This window comes from Streptomyces glomeratus (assembly GCF_021462825.1).
GTDB classification, from domain to species: Bacteria; Actinomycetota; Actinomycetes; order Streptomycetales; family Streptomycetaceae; genus Streptomyces; species Streptomyces glomeratus.
Genome location: NZ_JAKEEB010000002.1, coordinates 353,383 through 376,225 on the forward strand (window position 1 = coordinate 353,383; position 22,843 = coordinate 376,225).

Sequence of the window (22,843 nt, forward strand, 5' to 3'; positions counted from 1 at the left end):
AGCGGGCCCTCGCCCGTCGTTAAGGTGAACCCATGAGCACAAGCCCTCGCTTCGACCGCGGCCACACCGACGACCTCATGTCCTTCCTGGCCGCCAGTCCGTCGCCGTACCACGCCGTGGCACAGGCCGCCGAGCGGCTGGAGAAGGCCGGCTTCCGGCAGGTCGCGGAGACGGACGCGTGGGATGGGACCAGCGGCGGCAAGTACGTGCTCCGCGGCGGCGCGATCGTCGCCTGGTACGTCCCGGAGGGCGCCGATCCGCACACTCCGTTCCGGATCGTGGGCGCGCACACCGACTCCCCGAACCTGCGGGTGAAGCCGCGGCCGGACAGCGGCGCCCACGGCTGGCGGCAGATCGCGGTCGAGATCTACGGCGGCCCGTTGCTCAACTCCTGGCTGGACCGCGACCTGGGCCTGTCGGGCCGGCTGTCCCTGCGCGACGGCTCCACGCGCCTCGTGAACGTCGACAGGCCGCTGCTGCGCGTGCCCCAGCTGGCCGTGCACCTGGACCGCTCGGTCTCCACCGAGGGGCTGAAGCTGGACAAGCAGCGTCATCTTCAGCCCGTCTGGGGCCTGGGCGAGGACGTCCGTGACGGCGATCTCATCGCGTTCCTGGAGCAGGAGCTGGGCGTGGCCCCGGGCGAGGTGACGGGCTGGGACCTGATGACCCACTCGGTGGAGCCACCCGCCTATCTCGGCCGGGACAAGGAGCTGGTGGCGGGCCCGCGGATGGACAACCTGCTCTCCGTGCACGCGGCCACCGCGGCGCTCGCGGCCGTCGCCGGCTCCGGCACCGCGCTGTCCGTCGTCCCGGTGCTCGCGGCCTTCGACCACGAGGAGAACGGCTCCCAGTCCGACACCGGCGCCGACGGCCCGCTGCTCGGGTCCGTGCTGGAGCGCTCGGTGTTCGCCCGGGGCGGTGCCTACGAGGACCGGGCGCGGGCCTTCGCCGGCTCGGTCTGTCTGTCCTCCGACACCGGGCACGCCGTCCACCCCAACTACCCGGAGCGCCACGACCCGACCCACCACCCGCGGGCGGGAGGCGGCCCGCTCCTCAAGGTGAACGTCAACAACCGCTATGCCACGGACGGTTCGGGCCGCGCGATCTTCGCTGCCGCCTGCGAGAAGGCGAACGTTCCCTTCCAGTCCTTCGTCTCGAACAACGCGATGCCCTGCGGCACGACCATCGGCCCCATCACGGCGGCCCGCCACGGCATCAAGACGGTCGACATCGGCACGGCGATCCTCTCGATGCACAGCGCCCGCGAACTGTGCGCCGCGGACGACCCGTACCTGCTGGCGAACGCGCTGGTGGCGTTCCTGGAGGGCTGACGCGCGCCGCCGCCCCGGCGGTCCGCTCCTGCAGGCGCGTCACTCGTGCGCCCGTGCGATCACGCGGCATGCCCACCGCACTCCCGGGTACCCGGGTTCCGGGCCGGAAGGACCGGCCCCAAGGGAGGGCAGGACTCATGGGCCTGGGTGGATGCATCATCCTGATCGCCGTGGGGGCCATCCTCGCGTTCGCGACCGACTGGCACATGCAGGGCGTCAACCTTCATCTGGTCGGCGTCATATTCATGGTCGTCGGACTGATCGGGGTCGCCACGTTCAGCAGCATTTACCGCCGGAGGCGGGTCGTGGTGCCGCCCACCCCCGTCGTCGAGGAGGAACGGCACCGTCCCGGCGACGGTTACGGCGGGTACGGGGTCTGACCCTGCGCCCGGCCGCCCCGCCGCCTACTCGGCGTCCATGCCCGCCAGCACCAGCGGAAGCCGGTTCGCACCGCCCTCCGTGACACGGACCGGGACTCCCCAGTCCTGCTGGTGGACGTGGCACGCCGGATACTCGTTCGCCGGGTCGTCGTCGCAGGACGCGGCCATCGCCGAGACGTGCAGCACCCCCTCGGATATGGACGGGTTCAGCTCCAGCTCGCGCGCCAGATCCGTGTCGGCTCCCTCGCCCTTGAGCAGCAGCTCGGGCGGGGTCGAGGAGACCAGCAGACGCGTCGAGGGGCCGTAGCGCGTGTCCAGCTTCTGCCCGGCCGGGGCCTGGAAGACGACCTCCAACCGGAGCCTGCCGGGCGCCACTTCGGTCGCCGCGCGCTGGGTGCGGTGGGCGACCGACGCGACCTGCACCGCCTCCTCCGGCAGCCGCAGCCGGGTCAGCCGGTGACGGGCGGACTCCACCACCACGATGTCCTCGCCGGCGAGCACCGCGTCCGACGGCTCCCGCAGGTCCGTCGCGAGCGTCGTCACCTCGCCCGTCGCCGGGTCGTAGCGCCGCAGCGCGTGGTTGTAGGTGTCGCTGACCGCCACCGAGCCGTCCGGCAGCGCGGTCACACCCAACGGGTGCTGCAACAGCGCCTGTTCGGCAGCGCCGTCCCGGTGGCCGAAGTCGAAGAGCCCCGTGCCCACCGCCGTGTGGACCGCGCCGTCCCGGTCCACCCAGCGCAGGGCGCTCGTCTCGGAGTCCGCGAGCCACAGGCGCTCCCCGTCGGCGGACACCGCGAGACCCGACGGCTGCGCGAACCATGCCTGGTCTCCCGGCCCGTCCACCAGACCCTCGTTGGTGGTGCCCGCCTCCACCGCGACCGTGGCCGCCTCGGGGTCGTAGGCCCACAGCTGGTGCACGCCCGCCATGGCGATCCACACCCGGCCGCCGAAGACCGCGACATCCCACGGCGAGGACAGGTCCACCTCCCGGGCCGGACCGGACGTGGGCGAGCCCTGCCACCACTGGTTGCCGGTGCCCGCGAGCGTGGTGACCGACCCGGTCGCCAGGTCCAGGCGGCGCAGCGCGTGGTTCACGGTGTCGGCGACGACCACCGCGCCGTCGTCCAGCAACGCCAGGCCCTGAGGCTCGCTGAAGGTCGCCGCCCCGGCCGGACCGTCCGAGAAGCCCCGCAGACCCGAACCGATGCGCCGTACCACCGTCTCGCCGTCCGCCGCCAGCTCCACCAGCTGGTGCCGGGTGGTGTCGCTGACCAGGAAGGTGCCGGACGGCAGCAGAAGCGCCTTGCCCGGGAAGCGGAGGGTGGTGGGCTCCGGCTCCGGCGGCACATAGGGGCCGTCGCCGCGGCGCAGGGTGCCCTTCGTCTCGTGCTCCTGTTCCAGCTCCTCGACGAGGCGCGCTATCGCATGGGCGTGGCCCTCGCCCGCGTGCTGGGCGACCACGTACCCCTCGGGGTCGATGACGACGAGCGTCGGCCAGGCGCGGACGGCGTACTGCTTCCAGGTGGCGAGCTCCGGGTCGTCGAGGACGGGGTGCTCCACCCCGTACCGCTCGACGGCGTCCACCACCGCCCGGTGTTCCGCCTCATGGACGAACTTCGGAGAGTGCACGCCGATGATCACCACGGTGTCGCGGTGCTTCTCCTCCAGCTCCCGCAGCTCGTCCAGGACGTGCAGACAGTTGATGCAGCAAAACGTCCAGAAATCGAGGATGACGATACGTCCTCGCAGGTCGGCGAGGGTGTATTGCTCTCCGCCGGTGTTCAGCCAGCCGCCCTTGCCGATCAGCTCGGGGGCGCGGACACGGACGCGGCGCGGTGTGGAGTCGTTCATGGCTCAAGGGTGCCACCTGATTTCGGTGGCCCGGGAAGCCTGTGGACAACCCGGTGACGGTGCGTACGCGTACGAAATGCGCACCCGCCGTCACGGAGGGATGCTCGACCCAGACAGGGGGGCCAGTTACAAGGGAGCAGTTGCATGCCGCGAGACATCGACGACCAGATACGCCGCCGGGACCGTGAGCGGGAGCACGGGGAGATCATCGGCGAGGACAGGCGCGACCGGGACCGACACGACCCCGACATGAGCGGGCAGGGCACGGCGGACGATGTGGAGGGCTCCGGCCTGCGCCGGAAGCGCGACGAGCGCCGTTCGTCGCGGGACGAGGACGACGAGGACCTGCGCGACAGACGGGAACGGGACGGCTACCGGTAGCCCGGTCGCCCGCGTCCCCACGCGGTCCTGATACGAGTCCCCCGCCGGCGGCGGGGGACTCGTCCGCGTCCGGCCCATCGACGCTCCGGCCGGAGCGGAGGGCTTGTGCTCGGTGCCGAGGAGGCACGGTCGGGGCCGAGCCCGTGGAGGGCGTGACCGTGCGCTCGCCGGCCGGTCCCCGCAGCGCGGCCCGGCTGCGGCGCGAGGCCGGGCTCAGCCCGTCGGCCTACCGGCGGCGTTTCGGAACGGCCGCGGGGGAAGCCCTGACGGTATGAGATTCCTCGTACGCGACCGGCTCCTCGGCATCGGTGACGACTACTGGATCGAGGACCAGCACGGAAACAAGGTGTTCCTGGTCGACGGCAAGGCGTTGCGGCTGCGGGACACGTTCGAGCTGAAGGACGCGCAGGGGCGCGTCCTGATCGACATCCACCGGAAGATGTTCGCCCTGCGCGACACCATGGTCATCGAGCGCGACGGCGAACCGCTGGCCAGAATCCGGCGCAAGCGCCTGTCCCTGCTGCGCAACCACTACCGCGTCTCGCTGGTGGACGGCACGGAGCTCGATGTCAGCGGCAAGATCCTCGACCGCGAGTTCGCCATCGAGTACGAGGAGGAGCTGCTGGCGCAGATCTCCCGCCGCTGGCTGACCCTCCGCGAGACATACGGCGTCGACATCGTGCGCGAGGACGCGGACCCGGCGCTGCTGATCGCGGTGGCCGTGTGCGTGATCCACCTGGCGGACAAGGAGCGGGAGGAGGACTGAGCAGCCCAGCCGCCCACCCCGTGCCGCCCGGACCCGCTGCGCTACTTGGTCACCGCGAACGCCAGCAGGATCGCCGCCGTCAGCTCCGGGTCGCCCTCCGCCTTGATGCGGTCCGCCACGACGTCCGCGGTGACGCGGCCGCAGGCGAGGCGGACGTACGTCTCCCAGTCCAGCGTGAGCGACACGGCCGGGCCCAGCGACGGCGTGCCGTCGATCGAGCCGCGCCCCTCCGCGTCCACCCGGACCGTGCGCAGGAACTCGACGGGGCCGTGGACGTCGAAGACGACCGCGGCACCGGGCGGCGCCCCCGCGCCCTCGGCCACCACCTTCGGCAGCGCGGCCAGCAGCTCGTCCCGGGTGATGTGGGCACCCGGCGAGTCCAGGTTCCCCGGACGGCCCAGCGTCGCCCGCAGGTCCTGCTCGTGCACCCACACGTCGAACGCGCGGTACCGCATGGCCTCCTCGAGGGTCTGCTCGCTCCCGAGCGGACCCCGCACCTTGGTGCCCGGATCCCGCGACTCGTTCCGCAGCTGGCGGTTGCGGCGGATGATCGTGTACTCCAGCTCGGAGGTCATCTCCGGCGCCGTGTGATGACGGCGGACGTCGACCTGCATCTCCATGTAGCGCTGGTGTTCGTTGGTGACGTGGAAGAGGTCGCGTGGGAGCGTGTGGATGGGGCGGGGGTCGCCGAGCATCTCGCAGTCCATGCCGATGACGTGGGAGACCACATCACGCACCGACCAGCCGGGGCAGGGCGTGCGCCGGTTCCACTCCCCTTCCACGAGCGGCAGTACCAGCTCGGATATCGCTTCGATGGAGTGGGTCCAGGCGTCGGCGTAGGGCTGGAGGGTGGGATGCAGACTCACGGAACGGGACCCCTCGGGCGGTCGGTGCACGGGCGGTTGACAGCGGTGTCGACGGGAGGCGACTGTCGGCGGGTGTCTCGGAACGTTAAGTTACGCTGCTGTGAGGCACCCCGGCAGTGCTTTCGTGTGACGATCGTAGGCCGGAAGACAAGGCTCGAATGCCAGGACGGTGGTAGTGTGCGCGCCTCCCTGATCCAGATCCGGGTAGATGAGGACGAATCGATCGAGGCACGCCGCCGACGAGCCGCCTCCCTGGTACGAGATCAAGCCGGAGTCGATCTCGTGGTGCTGCCCGAGCTGTGGACCACCGGCGCGTTCGCCTACGACAAGTTCGCAACCGAGGCCGAACCGCTCGACGGGCCCACGTACGAGGCGATGGCGAAGGCGGCGAGCGACGCGGGCGTGTGGCTGCACGCCGGATCGATCCCCGAACGCGCCGCATCCGACAGCGGCTCCGCCGCGGGTGAGGGCCCTCTCTACAACACGTCTCTCGTCTTCTCCCCCTCCGGTGAACTGGCCGCCTCCTACCGTAAGATCCACCGCTTCGGCTTCGACAAGGGCGAGGCCGTGCTGATGGGCGCGGGCTCGGAGCTGGTGACGGTGCGTCTGCCGGAGACGACCGTCGGCGTGGCCACCTGCTACGACCTTCGCTTCCCCGAGCTGTTCCGCTCGCTCGTGACCGCGGGGGCCGAGACGCTCGTGATCCCGGCGGGCTGGCCGGAGCGCCGCCGGCCTCACTGGACGCTGCTGGCCCAGGCCCGGGCGGTCGAGAACCAGGCGTACGTCCTCGCCTGCGGAACGGCCGGGACGCATGCGGGAGTTCCGCAGGCGGGTCACTCGATCGTGGTGGATCCCTGGGGCGAGGTCCTCGCGGAGGCCGGCACCGGCGAGGAGATCCTCACGGTGGAGTTCGACCCGGGGAAGGTCGCGGCCACACGGGAGCAGTTCCCGGCGCTGAAGGACCGGGTGCTGGGCCTGGAGCCCCCGCGCCACTGACGGCTCGCCGCACCTTCACGGCGCCGGTCCTGCACAGTCCAGCGCTGCACCGTCCAGCCCTGCGCAGTCCAGCCCCGAGCCCCGGTACTGCGTACTCCGGCCGTACCGGCCCTATGCCGGCACGTGCACCGTCTCCACGCGGCTGGCCACCAGCCGCTCCCGTTCCCTGCGCGCCGCCTGCTTGCGCAGCCGCAGAATCTGGCTCAGCCCCAGCGCCTGAAGGACGAACACGGCGGAGAACGCCAGCGTGTAGTCGTCGCCGGTCGCGTCCAGCAGCACGCCGATCGCTAGCAGCGTCGTCATGGAGGCGATGAAACCGCCCATGTTGGTGATACCGGAGGCGGTTCCCTGACGCTCCGGCGGGTTCGCCGGTCGCGCGAAGTCGAAGCCGATCATCGAGGCAGGGCCGCAGGCCCCGAGCACCGTGCACAGCACGACCAGCAGCCACATCGGCGCGTGCGTGCCCGGGTAGAGGAGCGTGGCCGCCCACACCACCGCCGTCGCCCCGACCGTCCCGAGCGCCAGGGGAAGCCGTGCCGCGTGGTGCCGGGCCACGATCTGCCCGTACACCAGGCCGACGACCATGTTCGACAGCACCACGAGCGTGAGCAGCTCCCCGGCCGTCGCCCGGGACAGCCCCTGCGCCTGCACCAGGAACGGCAGGCCCCACAACAGCAGGAACACCATCGCCGGGAACTGGGTCGTGAAGTGCACCCACAGGCCGAGGCGGGTGCCGGGCTCCCGCCAGGAGGCCGCGATCTGCCGGCGCACGTACGCGGACCCGTGGTGCGGGGACGGCTCCGGCTCGAATCCCTCGGGGTGGTCCTTCAGGAAGAGGAGGAGCAGTACGAGGACGACGACCCCGGCGAACGCGCTGCCGCCGAACGCGGCCGTCCAGCCGACCCCGTGCAGCAGCCGGGCCAGCACCAGCGTCGAGACCAGGTTGCCCGCCATGCCCACCAGACCGGCGAGCTGTGCGACCAGCGGGCTGCGGCGGGCCGGGAACCAGCGGGTGCCGAGGCGCAGCACGCTGATGAACGTCATCGCGTCACCGCAGCCGAGCAGCGCACGCGAGGCGAGCGCCATGCCGTACGACGGGGAGAACGCGAAGCCCACCTGGCCGGCCGTGAAGAGTACGACGCCCATGGCCAGCACCTTCTTGGTGCCGAGCCGGTCCACCAGCAGGCCGACGGGTATCTGCATGCCCGCGTACGCAAGAAGCTGGAGGATCGAGAAGGTGGACAGGGCGGACGCGTTCACATGGAAGCGGTCCGCGGCGTCGAGCCCGGCCACGCCCAGGGACGTGCGGAAGATGACGGCGACGAAGTACACCGAGACGCCGATGGTCCACACCGCTATGGCGCGCCGGCCGCCCGGCGGGTCTCCGGGCAGGGAGACCGGGTGGAAGTTCGGGGAACGGGACCTCATCGCACCTCACCCCGTGCCAGGTGGGAGAACCAGCTGACGTGCCGGTGGACGACGTCGACGGCCGCCTCGGCGTCGCCGGACCGCAGAGCCTCGAGGATCTCCTCGTGCTCGCTGAGGGTCTTGGCGATCCGGTCGGGGTGCGAGTGCATGACCGCGACCCCCATCCTCAGCTGGCGATCGCGGAGTTGGTCGTACAGGCGGGAGAGGATCTCGTTGCCGCCGCTGCGCACGATCTCGGCGTGGAAGGTGCGGTCGGTGAGCGCCGCCCCGGCCAGATCCCCGGCGGCGGCCTGTTCCTTCTGGCGTGCCAGCAGTTCCTCGAGGCGGCGGATCAGCCCGGGCGGGGCGGGCACGGCCTTGCGGGCCGCGTGCTCCTCGACGAGCTGACGCGTCTCCACCACGTCCGCGATCTCCTGCGCGGACACGGGCAGGACCAGCGCCCCCTTCTTCGGGTAGAGCCTGATGAGCCCCTCGACCTCCAGCCGGAGCAGCGCCTCGCGCACCGGTGTCCGCGAGACCCCCACCTCCTCGGCCAGCTCTCCCTCGGTGAGAAGGGTCCCGCCCTGGTAACGGCGCTCCAGAACGCCCCGTTTGACGTGCGTGTACACGCGGTCGGCGGCGGGTGGCTGCTTGGCGGCCGGATTCTCCTGGGCCGGGGCGGCGGACGGCGCTGAAGGCATGCGCACATCATAGATACAACACGTACGCAAGCCGACGGGCGTCCATGATGTGGACCGGGAAATCTCCTTCCCCATCCGTCCCAGCAACCGCACATCCTTTTGTGCTAGTTACGTGTCTCACGAGAGGGCGGCCTTGCCATCTGGCCGCCCTCCAGGGGCATTTGGATGCAGAAAGTGCATCAGAGACGCAATCGGAGCGTTCAACTTGATTACCGGCATTAAGGGCGCGCGCGTCCGCAGAGCAGCCGCGACAGTCGTCACCACCGCAGCCGTGCTCGCCACCGGCGCCCTCACCGCGGCACCCGCGCAGGCCGTCACAAAGCCCACGATCACCGCCAAGGGCGGGTTCGTGATGAACAACGGCACCGGCACGAGCCTGTTCACCAAGGCCGCCGACACGCAGCTGTCCACCGGCTCCACCACCAAGATCATGACCGCGAAGGTGGTGCTGTCCCAGCCGAACCTGAACCTGGACGCGAAGGTCACGATCCAGAAGGCCTACAGCGACTACGTCGTCCGGAACAACGCCTCCCAGGCCCACCTGATCGTCGGCGACAAGGTCACCGTCCGTCAGCTCCTGTACGGGCTGATGCTGCCCTCCGGCTGTGACGCGGCCTACGCGCTCGCGGACAAGTTCGGTACCGGCTCCACGCGCGACGCGCGCGTGAAGTCGTTCATCGGCAAGATGAACAGCACCGCCCGGGGCCTCGGCCTGACGCGCACGCACTTCGACTCGTTCGACGGCATCGGCAACGGCAACAACTACTCGACGCCGCGCGACCTGACGAAGCTCGCGAGCAACGCGATGAAGAACTCCACCTTCCGCTCGGTCGTGAAGACCAAGACGACGCAGCAGAAGGTCACCACCAAGAGCGGCGGCTACCGCTACTACAACTGGACCAACACCAACCCGCTGCTCGGCACCTACAGCGGCGCCATCGGCGTGAAGACGGGCTCCGGCCCGGAGGCCAAGTACTGCCTGGTCTTCGCCGCGACCCGCGGCACCAAGACGATCATCGGTACGGTCCTGGCGTCGACGTCGCCCAGCGACCGCCTGGCCGACGCGAAGAAGCTGCTGAACTACGGCTTCGCCGTCTGATCAAGCCGGCAACGGCGAAAGGGGCCGGCCGCTCCTCCGCGGCCGGCCCCTTCGTCGTCCCTGCGACCCGGGCGCTAGGCCCAGGTGATCAGCCGCTTCGGCTGCTCCAGGATGGCCGCCACGTCCGCGAGGACCTTCGAGCCCAGCTCGCCGTCCACCAGACGGTGGTCGAAGCTGAGGGCGAGGGTCGTCACCTGACGGGGCTTGATCTTGCCCTTGTGGACCCAGGGCTGGAGCTTGATCGCGCCGACCGCGAGGATCGCCGACTCGCCCGGGTTCAGGATCGGCGTGCCCGTGTCGACGCCGAACACCCCCACGTTCGTGATGGTGACCGTGCCGCCCTGCATCGCCGCCGGGGACGTCTTGCCCTCGCGGGCCGTCGCCACCAGCTCGCCGAGCGCCTCGGCCAGCTCCGGGAGCGTCTTGTCGTGCGCGTCCTTGATGTTCGGCACGATCAGACCGCGCGGCGTGGCCGCCGCGATGCCCAGGTTCACATAGTGCTTGCGCACGATCTCCTGGTTGGCCTCGTCCCAGGACGCGTTGATGTCGGGGTTCCGCCTGATCGCGACCAGGAGGGCCTTGGCGATCAGCAGGAGCGGGTTGACGCGCAGACCCTGGAGGTCCTTGTCCTGCTTCAGCTCCTCGACCAGCTTCATCGTCCGGGTCACGTCGACCGTGATGAACTCCGTGACGTGCGGCGCGGTGAACGCGGAGCCGACCATCGCCTGCGCGGTGACCTTGCGGACACCCTTGACGGGGATACGGGTCTCCCGCGCGGTGTCGAACGTCACCGCGGGCGCCGGAGCGGCCGGGCGCTCCACCGCCGGCGCGGGGACCGCCGGAGCGGCCGCCGCCGGCGCGGGGGCCGCGGCCGCGTGCACGTCCTCGCGGGTGATGATCCCGTCCGGGCCCGAGGGGGTCACCGTCGCGAGATCGACGCCGAGGTCCTTGGCGAGCTTGCGCACCGGGGGCTTCGCCAGCGGGCGGGTCTTCCCGCCGCCGTGCCCGTTCAGCTCGCCCTGGAGTGCCGTGGCCGCGTGGAGGGCGCCCTCCGCGGCCGCCGCGGTCGTCTTGCGGGGGCGGCGCCTGGTGGACGACTCGGCGACGCCGTACCCCACGAGGACGGGCTTGCGCCCCTCCTGCTTGGGCTCCTCGGCCGGGGGCTTCGGCGCCGGGGTCTGCTCGGCCGGCTCCGGTGCCTCCTTCGCGGGAGCGCCCCCGGCCACGGCGACCGCGATGATCGAGGTCCCGACGTCCACCGTGGTGCCCTCGGGGAAGTGCAGTTCCCGGACCACCCCGTCGTAGGGGATGGGCAGTTCCACGGCCGCCTTGGCGGTCTCCACCTCGCACACGACCTGCCCGTCGGTGACCGTGTCCCCGGGCTGGACGTACCACTTGAGGATCTCGGCCTCGGTCAGGCCCTCGCCCACGTCGGGCATCTTGAATTCGCGCACGGACGCGTCAGTCATCGTCGTCACGACCCTCTCCTCAGTACGCCAGGACGCGGTCGACGGCGTCCAGCACCCGGTCCAGGCCCGGCAGGTACTCCTCCTCCAGCCGCGCCGGCGGATACGGGGCGTGATAGCCACCGACCCGCAGCACGGGCGCCTCCAGGTGGTAGAAGCACCGCTCCGTGATCCGGGCGGCGATCTCCGCGCCCGAACCGAAGAACACCGGTGCCTCGTGCACCACCACCAGGCGGCGGGTCTTCTCCACCGACGCCTGCAGGGAGTCGAAGTCCAGCGGCGAGACCGAGCGCAGGTCCAGCACCTCCAGTGACCGGCCCTCCTCCTGGGCGGCCACGGCGGCCTCCTGGCACACCTTCACCATCGGGCCGTAGGCGGCCAGCGTGACATCCGTGCCCTCGCGCACCACCCGCGCCTTGTGCAGGGGGTACGGGATCGCCTCGGCGTCGACCTCGGACTTGTCCCAGTAGCGCCGCTTCGGCTCGAAGAAGATCACCGGGTCGTCGCTCTGGATCGCCTGCTGCATCATCCAGTACGCGTCCGACGCGTTCGACGGAGAGACGATCTTCAGGCCGGCCACATGCGCGAACAGCGCCTCGGGGGACTCGCTGTGGTGCTCGACCGCGCCGATCCCGCCACCGTAGGGGATGCGGATGACGACCGGCAGCTTCACCTTGCCCAGGGAACGGGCGTGCATCTTCGCCAGCTGCGTGACGATCTGGTCGTAGGCGGGGAAGACAAAACCGTCGAACTGGATTTCGACCACCGGCCGGTACCCGCGCAGCGCCAGACCGATCGCGGTGCCGACGATGCCCGACTCGGCCAGCGGGGTGTCGATGACCCGGTCCTCGCCGAAGTCCTTCTGCAGGCCGTCGGTGACACGGAAGACGCCACCGAGCTTGCCGACGTCCTCACCCATCACCAGGACCTTGGGGTCCGCTTCCAGGGCCTTGCGCAGCGACTCGTTGATCGCCTTGGCGAGCGCCATCTTCTCGGCCACGTCAGTTGCCCCCTTCAACGTCCGCGAACGACGCCTGGTAGGCGGCGAACCCGGCCCGCTCCTCGTCGACGAGTCCATGCCCGTCCGCGTACACGTTCTCGAAGATGGCGAAGTGGTCCGGGTCCGGCATGGCACGGACCGCTTCACGCACCCGCCTTCCCAACGCCTCGCTCTCCGCCTCGAGTTCCGCGAAGAATCCTTCGTCCGCGTGGTCCGTGGCCAGGAGATACGCGCGCAGGCGGGCGATCGGGTCCTTCGCCTCCCAGGCGACCCGCTCGTCGTCGTGGCGGTAGCGGGTCGGGTCGTCGGAGGTCGTGTGCGCACCCATGCGGTACGTGAACGCCTCGACCAGGGTCGGGCCCTCGCCGTTGCGCGCCCGCTCCAGCGCCCACTTCGTGACCGCGAGGCAGGCCAGGACGTCGTTGCCGTCCACGCGCACGCCCGGGAAGCCGAAGCCCTGCGCCCGCTGGTACAGCGGCACACGGGTCTGCTTCTCGGTCGGCTCGGAGATCGCCCACTGGTTGTTCTGGCAGAAGAACACCACCGGCGCGTTGTACACCGCCGCGAAGGTGAACGACTCCGCGACGTCGCCCTGGCTGGAGGCGCCGTCACCGAAGTACGCGATCACCGCCGAGTCGGCACCGTCCTTCGCCACGCCCATGGCGTAGCCCGTCGCGTGCAGCGTCTGCGAGCCGATGACGATCGTGTAGAGGTGGAAGTTGTTGCCGTTAGGGTCCCAGCCGCCGTTGTTCACGCCGCGGAACATGCCGAGCAGGTTGGTGGGGTCGACGCCGCGGCACCAGGCGACGCCGTGCTCGCGGTAGGTCGGGAAGACGTAGTCCTCGTCGTTCAGGGCCCGTCCCGAACCGATCTGGGCGGCCTCCTGGCCGAGCAGCGAGGCCCACAGGCCCAGCTCGCCCTGGCGCTGCAGAGAGGTGGCCTCCGCGTCGAAGCGGCGGGTCAGCACCATGTCCCGGTAGAGGCCGCGCAGCTGCTCGGGCGTGATGCCCTCGACATACCGGTCGTACTCCGGGTTCGCGACCCGCTCGCCCTCCGGCGTCAGCAGCTGGACGAGATCGGTGTCCGAGCCCTTCTTGGGCGTGGTGCTGGTGGTGCGCTTGCTGCCGGTGGTGCCGGCCTTGCTTCCGGCGCTGCGTCGCGGCTTGCGCGCGGCAGTGCTCTCCACGGTCACGTGTGCTCCTCCGTCGGTCCGGCCCCCGGGTTCGCCGGGTGCCTGGGGGTCCCCTCGGCCCGCTTGGGGCCGGTGGGAGCGGCTCCGCCTGCAGCGCACGGACGCACGGGGTGGGTGCGACTCGTTCGAAACAGACGTGACAGGTGCCCCGGCGAGCGCCCTGCAAAGGGCACGTTACCCAGTGCGCCACATTTCTGTGAAACCCCTCCTGACCTGGGATTTTGCTTGGATTTCCAAGTAAATCGAGTAAGTCGGGCACAGATGCTGGTCACAGCCTTGCAGGGGGCCGGAACAACGGCACGTTATCCCGCTCACCTGGAGCACGGGAAGACATCTTCTGGGGTGGTGCTGGTGTCGCGGTGTGGCGGCGGGCTGTGTCACCGGTGTCCGGGGGCGGCTGCCGGCTCCGCCGCTACCGTCCGTGTACGGCGTGTGGCGTTCTCGGAGGGCGCGCGGAGCAGTGGAGGCGCGCGTAGCAGTGGAGGGTGCGCGTAGCAGTGGAGGGTGCGCGGTGTGGCCCAGGGCGCGGGGCGGGTGTGGCGCCGTGCGGCCCAGGGCGCCGGGGCGCCGGGGCGGGTGTGGCGCGGAGGAAGCCGAGATCGTCGCGGCGGGCAGGCCCGGACGGGCACGCGCGCGTGGAGCCCGTTTCCGGGTCCCACGCGCGCGTGGCTGCGTTCTCGCGGGGCGGTCGCCCCTTGTGTGCCGTGCGGGATACGGGCCGGTCAGGGCAGCTGCGGGTCGCCCGCGCCAGCGGTGTCCCCGCCGCCGCCCCCGCCCCCGCCGGTCGCCGTCGGGTCCGAGGTCGTGCCGCCGCCGCCCGTGGGCGAGTCCGTCGGCCCGTCCGTGGGCGCCGTCTCGGAGGGCTCGTCGGTCGGCTGCTCCGGCGTCGTCGACGGCTGCGGCGGCGGCTGCTCGCTGTAGCTCTGCGACGGCGTGTACGAGGGCGTGTAGTCCGAGCCGCCGCCCGTGTCCTCGGTGCCGCCCGTGGACGTGTCGGTCGCCTCGTCCGTCGGGGTCTCCTCGGACTTCTTGTCGTCCTTGGAGTGCGTGGCGGCCGGCGACTGCGTGGTGCCCGTCCCGCCGCCGTTTCCGCCCGCGTTCTGCAGCGCCAGCGCGACGCCCGCCGCTATGGCGATGACGGCGAGGACCGCGAGGATCCACAGCTTGCCGCGCCCGCTGCCCCTGTTGCCGTGTCCCTCGAAACCGCCGTCGTCCCCGGAGCCGTAGCCCGCGGGCAGGATGGGCTGCGGAATCTGGGTGGTGCCGGGCTCACCGGGGTGCGGCATCACCGTCGTACCGGCGAAGCCTCCCGCGGGGGTGTGCCGGCCCTCGTGCATGTCCACCGGGCCGGTGTTCCAGGTCCCGGTGTGGCTGCCCTGGTCGTACAGCATCTGCAGCGCGTACTGCACCAGACCGCGCATCTCCTCCGCGGTCTGGAACCGGTCGTCCGGCTCCTTCGCGAGGGAACGCATCACGAGCCCGTCCAGCTCCGGCGGGGCCGCGCCCTCCGAGATCTGGGACGGGGGCACCGGGATGTCCTGGACGTGCTGGTACACCACGGACAGCGGGGTCTCGCCGACGAACGGCGGCCGCAGCGCGAGCAGTTCGTACAGCAGGCAGCCCGTGGCGTACAGGTCCGAACGGTGGTCGACCGCCTTGCCGAGCGCCTGCTCCGGGGAGAGGTACTGCGGCGTGCCCATGACCATGCCGGTCTGCGTCATCGTCGTGGACGCCCCGTGCAGGGCGCGCGCGATGCCGAAGTCCATCACCTTCACGGCGCCGTTGTTGGTGATGATGACGTTCGCCGGCTTGATGTCGCGGTGCACGATGCCGTGCTGGTGCGAGTAGGCCAGCGCCTCCAGCACACCCGAGACGATGATCAGGGCCTGCTCGGGCCCGGGCGCCTCCGCGTTGAGCAGCAGGTCGCGGATCGTACGGCCCTCGACCAGCTCCATCACGATGTACGGCACCGCCTGGCCGCCGACCTGGTCCTCGCCCGAGTCGTACACGGCGACGATCGCGTGGTGGTTGAGGCCGGCCACCGACTGGGCCTCGCGCGTGAAGCGGGCCTTGGAGACCGGGTCCTCGGCGAGGTCGGAGCGGAGCAGCTTGACCGCGACGGTCCGCCCGAGGCGCACGTCCTCGGCCGCGAACACCTCGGCCATGCCGCCCCGGCCGAGTCTGCGGGTCAGCCGGTACCGGCCGTCACCGACAAGCCCGCCGTTGCCCCAGTTCTCCGGCGCGTCTGACATCCCGCCGCCAGTCGCCTCGGGGTCGGACGGGCCCTGAGCGCGCTGCGTCTGTGCCATCAGTCCTCGCCGTCGTTTCTGCCCGCGGTCTGCGCGGTGGTTGTTACGGTCTCCGACGGGCCACGCTACAGGCTCCGAGCAAGGCACCGGTCCGAGATGGATTCGAGAAAGACCGGACATCAAACCCTGTGCCCGGTTCCATATGCAAATTCCGCGCGCCGACCGTACGGCACCTTCCGCACTTCCGCGACGCTACTCTCGCGTACCGTCACGGGACGAGTACCGGGCTCAAGGCGCCATGGCCCGTGGCGGACTTGGCCGAAAACGGGCGGTCGATCACGGAACGACAGCTGTCGATCATCTGTCGGTTGCGCGTTTGCCCGAGGCGCTGCCGGTTGCGCGGCGTGCTCGACTAGGTCGGGACGGCTTCGGTGCCTCTCGAGCGGGACACGATGTTCGATCCGACAAGTCGTGATCAAGACACTTCACACCGAGCCGGGTCGCGAACAACCCTCCCCGACCGGCTCCGGCGCGCGGGGCAGCTCGTGGCGAAACTCACGCCCCGCAACACCGTCCCCGGCTTCGGCACCGGCGGCGACGACCGCCCCGGGAACCACGCCGAGAGCCTCGACGAGGCGGATCGGCACGGTGGCCGGCACATGGCGATCGCGTCCGCACATGTGCCGAAAGAACGCTTCCAGGGCGGCGGGGGAGCGCTCCCGAAGCCGGCGGAAACATACGGAAGGGGCCCGGCACCCACGTGGTGCCGGGCCCCTCTCATGGTCAAGGTCACGGGCTCGCCCGGCCGAGGTCACGGGCTCGCCCGACGGCTGCGACCGGCTCGCGTGGCCGGGATGACAGGCGGGTCCGGGCTACAGGTACGGGCCGCCCGAGCGGCCGCCCGCGCGGCGGTCCTCCTCGCCGTCGGGGGAGCCCACGCCCGGCGGAAGAGCGCGGCGCATCTGCTCCAGCTGGGCCCGCGCCGCCATCTGCTGGGCGAACAGCGTGGTCTGGATCCCGTGGAAGAGACCCTCCAGCCAGCCCACCAACTGCGCCTGCGCGATGCGCAGTTCCGCGTCGCTCGGAATCGCCTCGTCCGTGAAGGGCAGGGAGAGCCGCTCGAGCTCCTCGACGAGTTCGGGAGCTAGACCGTCCTCCAGCTCCTTCACCGAGCTGGCGTGGATCTCCTTCAGGCGCTGCCTGCTCGCCTCGTCCAAAGGAGCGGCGCGCACCTCCTCCAGCAACTGCTTGATCATGCTGCCGATGCGCATGACCTTCGCCGGCTGCTCCACCTGTTCCGTCACCGGGATCTCGCGGGAGTCGTCATCTCCGGTGCCGCCGAGAGCCATTCCGTCCTGGCCTACGACCAGGATCTTCTGGGCGTTCTCGGACGACCTTTCGTTCCTCGGCATCTCCATGCGGCCATTCTCTCGCACCCGTACACAACACCAGCCATGTGCCCTCGGTGCGTGGTGATCCACCCTTCTTCTGCCTCCGGGCCGGTGTCAGGTGGACTCACCGGCGGGTTCCGGGGCCGCCGCCCCGCGGAGACGGTGCAGTCTGGCTCCGCAGTGGTCGAGCCAGATCGGCTGCGCCTCGGCGTGCAGGACCATCTGGTCCAGAAGCAGCAGCCGGGCGACCTCGTCCCGGTGGGCGGGCAGCTCGGCGAGGGCCGCACAGCGCTGCCGGGCGTCCTCCCGCAGGGACTCCCTGAGCCGGCGGGGCTGGATCTCGACGACGGCCCCCATGTCGACGCCGGGCATGTCGACGGCCATCACCAGCTTGATCGTCAGCTCGTCGCGCGGCACGCTCCCCGGTTCCACCGGACGGGCGTACCAGTCGCCCAGCTCGGCGCGGCCCGCTTCGGTGAGGGCGTAGCGCACCCGCGGCTCCGCCTCCGGGTCCTCCCGCGCCACCAGCTCGTCCACTTCCAGGCCCGCCAGGGCCGCGCGGACCCGCGTGGCGTCCGGCGCCCGCGGTGCCCCGGTCCGGGCCTCGAGTTCCGCGCGCAGCCGGGCACCACTGCGAGGGCTTCCCTCCAGCCGCGCCGGCAGGACGTGGCGTATCGACATGCCGTATGTGCAGCCCCTGGGACGGGGGAGTGCCAGCGGGGGCGATGACCGGGGCGGCGGGCCGCATACGGCGGGGCGATGCGGGCCGGGCCGGCTGTGCGGTCCGGCCGGGACGTCAAGATGCCGGACAGCGAGCTCCGTGTGACGCTGGTGCCGTTGATCTTGCGCTCCGAGCACGGGAGGGGGTCACGCGTGTGACTCCAAGGCTGCGTACACCGTCCAGGTTCCGCTCCCTCCGCGCCGCCGTCCTGCCACCGGTCCTGACGACGACTGCCGTCCTCGGCGCGTGCGGGATATCCGCCGCCCACTCCATACCGCCCGGCTCCGGGATACGACCCGTATCCGGCTGCCGGACCGCGCCGTACTCCGTTCGGCCCCTCTCGTCCCCCATATCCGACAACCGGCCTCCGCCCGCCGTCCTTCTTCCGTCCATGGCCGCCTGGCAGCGTGACCTCGGCCTGCTCCCCCTCGACTCCGCCCGTCCTGCCGTGTCGCCGCCGACCCTCTCCTCGCACGGTTCCGGACCGAAGGTCTCCGTGACCTCCCCCCTCGGGACCACGCCGGGCGCCAGAGCGACCGCGGCCTGCCCCACAACGGCCGCACCGGGCCGCCACCAGACATCGGCGGCACCCGTCCGGACAGCCGCACTGAGGCACCCGGTGTCCGCGGTGCCCGCCCACCCGGTCGGCCCCGGACGCAAAGCCCCCTCCGGTTCCGGTTCCGGTCCCCGTCTCGCTTCCGCTTCCGCTTCCGCTTCCGCTTCCGCTTCCGCTTCCGGTCACAGTCACGCGTCCGGTCGCAGTCACGGTCACCCGTCCGGTCACGGTCACGCGCCTGCCTCCGGAGCTCCCGCTGCTCCCCGCTCCCCCGCCGGTTCGTCCGCCTCGCCCTCGTCCCCTCCCTCCGGGCCCTCGACCGAACCCTCCCGGGCCGGCAACTGGGCCGGTGAGGGGCGGGAACGGCCCGGACGGCCGGACCCCGAGCCGGAGGAGGACGAGGACGAGGAGCCCGCGTACATCGACCCGGACTCCACGACCCCGGCGGACGAGAACACCTCCACGAGATCGACGGAGCCGGACGAGGACCCTGACGCGACCGCGGAGGCATCCCTTGGTCCGAACGATCCACCGGCGACCTCGTCCGCCCCCGCTCAAGCCTCCGCCCTACCCGCCCGGCAGGCCGCCGCCTCCCGACCGATGGTCGAGATCCTGCCGCTCGGCAGCGGCCTGGTACTCATAGGTATCGGCCTGGCCCTCGCACTCCTCGGCCTGCGCGTGCGCCGGGAGTGACGCCAAGGCCCCTCACCCGCGCCGGATCGCCGGCTCCCTCAGGACGCCACCAGCAGGACCTTCCCGATGTGGCCGCTCTCGTCCAGCACCCGGTGGGCCTCGGCCGCCTCGCTCATCGGCAGTTCCCGGTCGATGACGGGGCGCACATGGCCGGAGGAGATCAGCGGCCAGACGTGCTCTCGTACCGCAGCCACGATCGCCGCCTTCTCACCGAGCGGCCGCGCCCTGAGCGAGGTCGCGGTGATCGCCGCCTGCCTCCGCAGCAACGTGCTGATGTTCAGCTCGCCCTGGACCCCGCCCTGCATCCCGATGATCGCCAGCCTGCCGTTCACCGCGAGCGCCTGGACATTGCGGTCCAGATACTTCGCACCCATGTTGTCCAGAATGACGTCCGCGCCCGACCCGGCCGTGGCCTGCCGGATCTCCTCCACGAAGTCCTGCTCGCGGTAGTTGATCAGTACGTCCGCGCCCAGTCCGGCGCAGTAGTCCAGCTTCTCCTTGGTGCCCGCGGTGACCGCCACCTTCGCGCCCACCGCCTTGGCCAGCTGGATAGCCATCGTGCCGATGCCGCTGGAGCCGCCGTGCGCCAGCAGCGTCTCGCCCGGGCGCAGATGGGCGACCATGAACACGTTGGACCAGACCGTGCAGGTCACCTCCGGCAACGCGGCCGCCTGCCGCAGGTCGATCCCCTCGGGCACAGGCAGCAGCTGCCCGGCCGGGACCGCGACCTTCTCCGCATAGCCGCCGCCCGCGAGCAGCGCGCACACCTCGTCGCCGACGGCCCACCCGGAGACGCCGGGGCCGAGCGCGGCGATCCGCCCGGAGCACTCGAGCCCCGGGTACGGGGACGCACCGGGCGGCGGGTTGTAGAGACCCTGACGCTGGAGGAGGTCCGCGCGGTTGACGGCGCTGGCCGCCACCTCGATCAGTACTTCGCCCTCGCCGGGTACGGGGTCGGGGACCTCGGCCCACACCAGCGCCTCGGGACCACCGGGTTCAGGAATCGTGATCGCGTACATGAGGGGGACGCTACTCCCCACCGTGGGCTGCCCTGCCCTGAAGTTCCCGGTGGCGGGCGAGAGGTCCGTCGGGTGGCGCGGGTTTCGCACCCGCTGCGGGCTTCACGAACACGCCGGATCCCGACGTTTCACGTGAAACAGTCTCCGTTCCGGCTCACTTCGCCCATACCCACGGCAGGTCCAGCAGTTCCACTTCCTGACCGGGCCGGGCACCCCCCGGCGGTAGGACCGCCAAGGCGTCCGCGGCGGCGATACCGCGCAGCATGGCCGGTCCGTTGTAGTGCAGCGGCACGGCATGGTCGGCGCGTACGACGACGGGGGCGAGCCGGGTGTCATACGGGTGACCGTGGGCGGCGTCCCTGAGAGGCAGCGTGTACGGCTCCGGGGCCGCGCGCCCAGCCAGGCCGCGCAGCAGGGGCTCGGCGAGCGTGAGCAGGCCCGAGACGGCCGCGAGCGGGTTGCCGGGCAGTCCGACGAGGTGCTGGTTGTCCCGAATGCGCGCCAGGAGCATGGGGTGTCCCGGGCGCACCTTCACCCCGTCCACGAGGAGTTCGGCGCCGACGCGACGCAGGATGGGGTGGACGTGGTCGACGGGACCGGCGGCCGTACCGCCGGTGGTGACGATCACCTCGGCCGTCGAGGACGTGACCGCCCGGTGCAGGGCCTCGGCGTCGTCACCGAGCCTGCGGACGGCCACCACATCCGCGCCGAGCGCGCGCAGCCACGGCGGCAGCATCGGGCCGAGCGCGTCCCGGATCAGGCCGTCCCCGGGCAGGCCCTCGGTGAGCAACTCGTCCCCCAGCACCAGCACTTCGACCCGAGGGCGGGGCAGTGCGCACAGCGTGTCGTATCCGGCGGCCGCGGCGAGTCCGAGCACGGCCGGGGTGACCAGGATCCCCGGGGGGAGCAGCTGGTCGCCGGTGTGGCACTCCTGACCGCGCGGCCGGATGTCCTGTCCGTGCGCGACGGTGGGGGTCCTTCCGGCGCCCTCGGGGCCGAGAGCCGGGGGCAGGACGGCATGCAGCCGGCCCTTGGCGTCCATGCTCCCGTGTTCGCTGCGCACAACGGCGGTGGCGTCGGGGGGGATGCGCGCACCCGTGGCGATCCGCACGGCCTCGCCGTCCTCGAGGGGAGCCGGCTCCGTGCGTCCGGCGAGGATTCCCTCCTCCCGGACGTGCCAGGGACCGGGGCCCGCGACGGCCCAGCCGTCCATGGCGGAGGTGTTGAAGGAGGGCAGGTCGGTCAGCGCGGTGAGGGGCGCGGCGAGAACCAGGCCGAGAGCGGCCTCGAGGGGCACGTCGGCGGGTTCGCGTCGGGTGACGGAACGGGCCGCGCGCTCGGCGGCGGCGCGGGCCTCCGGCCACCGCGTGGCCTCGTGGCGCGGATGACGCCCGGACGAGGCCGGCGAGGCGTCCTCCGGCGGCCGGTCCCGGCCGGAGTCCCGGGCAGCGGGATGCCGAGGTGTGTCCGGGCCGGCTCCGGGCGTACGGGACTGGGACCCGACCTCCCGCGGGCCTGAGTCCCGCACGAGGGCGAGTGCCTCTTCGAGGTCCCGGTCGTGTGCGAGGGCGCGGTCGTGTTCGAGGTCGCGGTCGTGTTCGAAGTCCCGATCGCGTGCGAGGCCCCGATCGTGTGCGGCGTTCCGGTCCTGCTGCTCAGAGCCGTGCCGCTTGTGGGTCGGGCGGCCGGGGCGGGCCTCGCCCGGCCGATCGCGCGCACCGCTGTCGTCGACCACGGCCAGGGCCTCCTCCACATACCGTTCGTCGGTGTCCGGGCCTCCCCGGGCGCTCCTGCCCGTCATCCCGCGTCCGGCTTGGCCTCGGCGGCCTCCTCGTCCGCCCAGCGCAGGGCCAGGGCTGCGGCCTTGCGGGCGGCCTCGGCGACCGCTTGGGGGCCGCCCTGCGCCTGTGCGGCGGCGTAGCCGACGAGGAACGTCGTCAGCGGGGCGGCGGGACGGGCCACACCGTGCGCGGCGTCGCGGGCTAGGTCGAGGAGGACGCCGGTGTCGACATCGAGGTCGATGCCCAGCTCGTCCTTGACCGCGGAGATCCATTCATCCAACACGTGCCCATGCTCCCTGATGCGTGTACGGGCGGCGGCGATGTCGTCCCAGGTGTCGCAGTCGAAGGACGCGACGGGGTCGTCGATACGGGTGAGGCAGAGCCGGGCGACCAGCCGTCGCAGGGGAAGGCCGGCAAGACCACCGCTCTCGGTGGCCAGCCGTGCCAGTTCGCGGCGCAGTGCCGCGCTCCGGTACGCGGCGACGAGGGGCTGGTCGCGTCCGTCGGGGTCGGTGAGCACCGTCCCTTCGGCGCCGCTCGCCCGCAGTGCGGCCAGCAGCCGCCGTACCGTCCCCGCCTCCAGGAACGGCAGATCGGCGGAGAGCACGACGGCATACCCGGCCGTGCTGCGCCGAAGCCCCGCGTCGAGTGCGGCGACCGGTCCGGCGCCGGGCGGCTCCTCTCGGGCCCACACCACGGGGCGCGCGGTGGGTCTGGGGTCGGCGACGACCACCGTGGTGGCCGCGCCGGCGCAGGCCGTCAGGACGCGGTCGAGCAGCGCCCGGCCTCCTACGCGCACGCCCGGTTTGTCGGCCCCGCCGAGCCGCCGGGCGGCGCCGCCGGCCAGTACGACGGCGTCATACGGGTCGGCGCCCGGGTCACCCGGCGGTTCGTACTCGGTCATGCCCCCGAGTATGGGCGCCGGGTCGGTCCGTTCCACCCCCGCGCACATCGGCCGTGCGCGGGAGTTTGCTCACAGTGCCGGTGGCCGGCCGGT

The 22,843-nt window shown here is 71.7% G+C and carries 19 protein-coding genes; 6 read left to right on the forward strand and 13 right to left on the reverse strand.

Annotated features, from left to right (window positions below; all coding sequences use genetic code 11):
* The first annotated feature begins 32 nt into the window (after positions 1–32).
* Both LZ604_RS03645 and LZ604_RS03650 read left to right on the forward strand, forming a co-directional pair.
* Entirely contained in the window at positions 33–1,331 is a 1,299-nt protein-coding gene (locus LZ604_RS03645) for a M18 family aminopeptidase (RefSeq protein WP_234512553.1), read from the forward strand.
* Positions 1,332–1,468: 137 nt separating this feature from the next.
* Complete coding sequence (locus LZ604_RS03650) at positions 1,469–1,711, forward strand: DUF6458 family protein (RefSeq protein ID WP_234512555.1); 243 nt, start codon at positions 1,469–1,471, stop codon at positions 1,709–1,711.
* Between the two features lie 24 nt (positions 1,712–1,735).
* Here LZ604_RS03650 and LZ604_RS03655 read toward each other — a convergent pair whose 3' ends face one another.
* Positions 1,736–3,562, reverse strand: coding sequence for an NHL domain-containing thioredoxin family protein (locus LZ604_RS03655; protein WP_234512557.1), 1,827 nt, complete (start codon positions 3,560–3,562; stop codon positions 1,736–1,738).
* Between the two features lie 144 nt (positions 3,563–3,706).
* Between LZ604_RS03655 and LZ604_RS03660 the strand changes: the two genes are divergently transcribed.
* Together LZ604_RS03660 and LZ604_RS03665 are read left to right on the forward strand one after the other, a co-directional pair.
* Positions 3,707–3,943 carry a hypothetical protein gene (locus LZ604_RS03660; RefSeq protein WP_234512559.1) on the forward strand — a complete coding sequence of 79 codons (237 nt, stop codon included), beginning with the start codon at positions 3,707–3,709 and terminating at the stop codon, positions 3,941–3,943.
* 271 nt (positions 3,944–4,214) lie between these two features.
* Positions 4,215–4,709, forward strand: a complete 495-nt coding sequence (locus LZ604_RS03665) for an LURP-one-related/scramblase family protein (RefSeq protein ID WP_234512561.1) — start codon at positions 4,215–4,217, stop codon at positions 4,707–4,709.
* A 41-nt stretch (positions 4,710–4,750) separates the two neighbouring features.
* On the opposite strand, the gene LZ604_RS03670 is transcribed toward LZ604_RS03665, so the two are convergent.
* Positions 4,751–5,575 (reverse strand): maleylpyruvate isomerase family mycothiol-dependent enzyme, encoded by an 825-nt coding sequence (locus LZ604_RS03670; RefSeq protein ID WP_234512564.1) that lies wholly within the window; start codon positions 5,573–5,575, stop codon positions 4,751–4,753.
* A gap of 177 nt (positions 5,576–5,752) precedes the next feature.
* On the opposite strand from LZ604_RS03670, the gene LZ604_RS03675 reads away from it, so the two are divergent.
* Complete coding sequence (locus LZ604_RS03675) at positions 5,753–6,571, forward strand: carbon-nitrogen family hydrolase (protein ID WP_234512566.1); 819 nt, start codon at positions 5,753–5,755, stop codon at positions 6,569–6,571.
* 111 nt (positions 6,572–6,682) lie between these two features.
* Here the strand turns inward: LZ604_RS03675 and LZ604_RS03680 are convergent, their stop codons facing one another.
* Both LZ604_RS03680 and LZ604_RS03685 read right to left on the reverse strand, forming a co-directional pair.
* Positions 6,683–7,999, reverse strand: a complete 1,317-nt coding sequence (locus LZ604_RS03680; protein ID WP_234512568.1) for an MFS transporter — start codon at positions 7,997–7,999, stop codon at positions 6,683–6,685.
* On the reverse strand, positions 7,996–8,679 hold the full coding sequence (locus LZ604_RS03685) for a GntR family transcriptional regulator (protein WP_234512570.1): 684 nt from the start codon (positions 8,677–8,679) through the stop codon (positions 7,996–7,998). The genes LZ604_RS03680 and LZ604_RS03685 overlap by 4 nt, the downstream gene beginning before the upstream one ends.
* Before the next feature lie 205 nt (positions 8,680–8,884).
* Here LZ604_RS03685 and LZ604_RS03690 point away from each other — a divergent pair, with 205 nt between their 5' ends.
* The gene (locus LZ604_RS03690) at positions 8,885–9,778 is read left to right on the forward strand and encodes a D-alanyl-D-alanine carboxypeptidase family protein (protein WP_234512572.1); all 894 of its coding nucleotides are present in this window, start codon (positions 8,885–8,887) and stop codon (positions 9,776–9,778) included.
* Positions 9,779–9,852: 74 nt separating this feature from the next.
* Here LZ604_RS03690 and LZ604_RS03695 read toward each other — a convergent pair whose 3' ends face one another.
* The 9 genes from LZ604_RS03695 to LZ604_RS03735 form a co-directional block, all read right to left on the reverse strand.
* Positions 9,853–11,256 carry a dihydrolipoamide acetyltransferase family protein gene (locus LZ604_RS03695; protein ID WP_234512574.1) on the reverse strand — a complete coding sequence of 468 codons (1,404 nt, stop codon included), beginning with the start codon at positions 11,254–11,256 and terminating at the stop codon, positions 9,853–9,855.
* 10 nt (positions 11,257–11,266) lie between these two features.
* Positions 11,267–12,244 carry an alpha-ketoacid dehydrogenase subunit beta gene (locus tag LZ604_RS03700; RefSeq protein ID WP_234512579.1) on the reverse strand — a complete coding sequence of 326 codons (978 nt, stop codon included), beginning with the start codon at positions 12,242–12,244 and terminating at the stop codon, positions 11,267–11,269.
* A 1-nt stretch (position 12,245) separates the two neighbouring features.
* Positions 12,246–13,436, reverse strand: a complete 1,191-nt coding sequence (pdhA, locus tag LZ604_RS03705) for a pyruvate dehydrogenase (acetyl-transferring) E1 component subunit alpha (protein WP_234512580.1) — start codon at positions 13,434–13,436, stop codon at positions 12,246–12,248.
* A gap of 722 nt (positions 13,437–14,158) precedes the next feature.
* Positions 14,159–15,745 (reverse strand): protein kinase domain-containing protein, encoded by a 1,587-nt coding sequence (locus LZ604_RS03710; RefSeq protein ID WP_234512581.1) that lies wholly within the window; start codon positions 15,743–15,745, stop codon positions 14,159–14,161.
* Positions 15,746–16,557: 812 nt separating this feature from the next.
* A complete protein-coding gene (locus LZ604_RS03715; RefSeq protein ID WP_234512582.1) occupies positions 16,558–17,103 on the reverse strand; it encodes a bacterial proteasome activator family protein in 546 nt (181 codons plus the stop codon).
* A gap of 87 nt (positions 17,104–17,190) precedes the next feature.
* The gene (locus LZ604_RS03720) at positions 17,191–17,757 is read right to left on the reverse strand and encodes a PadR family transcriptional regulator (RefSeq protein WP_234512583.1); all 567 of its coding nucleotides are present in this window, start codon (positions 17,755–17,757) and stop codon (positions 17,191–17,193) included.
* Positions 17,758–19,084: 1,327 nt separating this feature from the next.
* Positions 19,085–20,065: an NAD(P)H-quinone oxidoreductase gene (locus tag LZ604_RS03725; RefSeq protein WP_234512584.1), complete on the reverse strand. Its 981-nt coding sequence runs from the start codon at positions 20,063–20,065 to the stop codon at positions 19,085–19,087.
* A gap of 154 nt (positions 20,066–20,219) precedes the next feature.
* Positions 20,220–21,866 carry a molybdopterin-binding protein gene (locus tag LZ604_RS03730; RefSeq protein WP_234512585.1) on the reverse strand — a complete coding sequence of 549 codons (1,647 nt, stop codon included), beginning with the start codon at positions 21,864–21,866 and terminating at the stop codon, positions 20,220–20,222.
* The gene (locus tag LZ604_RS03735; protein ID WP_234512586.1) at positions 21,863–22,750 is read right to left on the reverse strand and encodes an NTP transferase domain-containing protein; all 888 of its coding nucleotides are present in this window, start codon (positions 22,748–22,750) and stop codon (positions 21,863–21,865) included. Before LZ604_RS03735 ends, LZ604_RS03730 begins: the two co-directional genes overlap by 4 nt.
* Positions 22,751–22,843: the final 93 nt, after the last annotated feature.

Bases quoted from the DNA above. Each gene is read 5' to 3' on its own strand.
- LZ604_RS03715 (WP_234512582.1), bottom strand. From the start codon at position 17,103: ATGGAGATGCCGAGGAACGAAAGGTCGTCCGAGAACGCCCAGAAGATC.
- LZ604_RS03655 (WP_234512557.1), bottom strand. From the start codon at position 3,562: ATGAACGACTCCACACCGCGCCGCGTCCGTGTCCGCGCCCCCGAGCTG.
- LZ604_RS03720 (WP_234512583.1), bottom strand. From the start codon at position 17,757: ATGTCGATACGCCACGTCCTGCCGGCGCGGCTGGAGGGAAGCCCTCGC.
- LZ604_RS03650 (WP_234512555.1), top strand. From the start codon at position 1,469: ATGGGCCTGGGTGGATGCATCATCCTGATCGCCGTGGGGGCCATCCTC.
- LZ604_RS03685 (WP_234512570.1), bottom strand. From the start codon at position 8,679: ATGCCTTCAGCGCCGTCCGCCGCCCCGGCCCAGGAGAATCCGGCCGCC.
- LZ604_RS03735 (WP_234512586.1), bottom strand. From the start codon at position 22,750: ATGACCGAGTACGAACCGCCGGGTGACCCGGGCGCCGACCCGTATGAC.
- LZ604_RS03725 (WP_234512584.1), bottom strand. From the start codon at position 20,065: ATGTACGCGATCACGATTCCTGAACCCGGTGGTCCCGAGGCGCTGGTG.
- LZ604_RS03710 (WP_234512581.1), bottom strand. From the start codon at position 15,745: ATGGCACAGACGCAGCGCGCTCAGGGCCCGTCCGACCCCGAGGCGACT.
- LZ604_RS03645 (WP_234512553.1), top strand. From the start codon at position 33: ATGAGCACAAGCCCTCGCTTCGACCGCGGCCACACCGACGACCTCATG.
- LZ604_RS03680 (WP_234512568.1), bottom strand. From the start codon at position 7,999: ATGAGGTCCCGTTCCCCGAACTTCCACCCGGTCTCCCTGCCCGGAGAC.
- LZ604_RS03665 (WP_234512561.1), top strand. From the start codon at position 4,215: ATGAGATTCCTCGTACGCGACCGGCTCCTCGGCATCGGTGACGACTAC.
- LZ604_RS03730 (WP_234512585.1), bottom strand. From the start codon at position 21,866: ATGACGGGCAGGAGCGCCCGGGGAGGCCCGGACACCGACGAACGGTAT.
- LZ604_RS03660 (WP_234512559.1), top strand. From the start codon at position 3,707: ATGCCGCGAGACATCGACGACCAGATACGCCGCCGGGACCGTGAGCGG.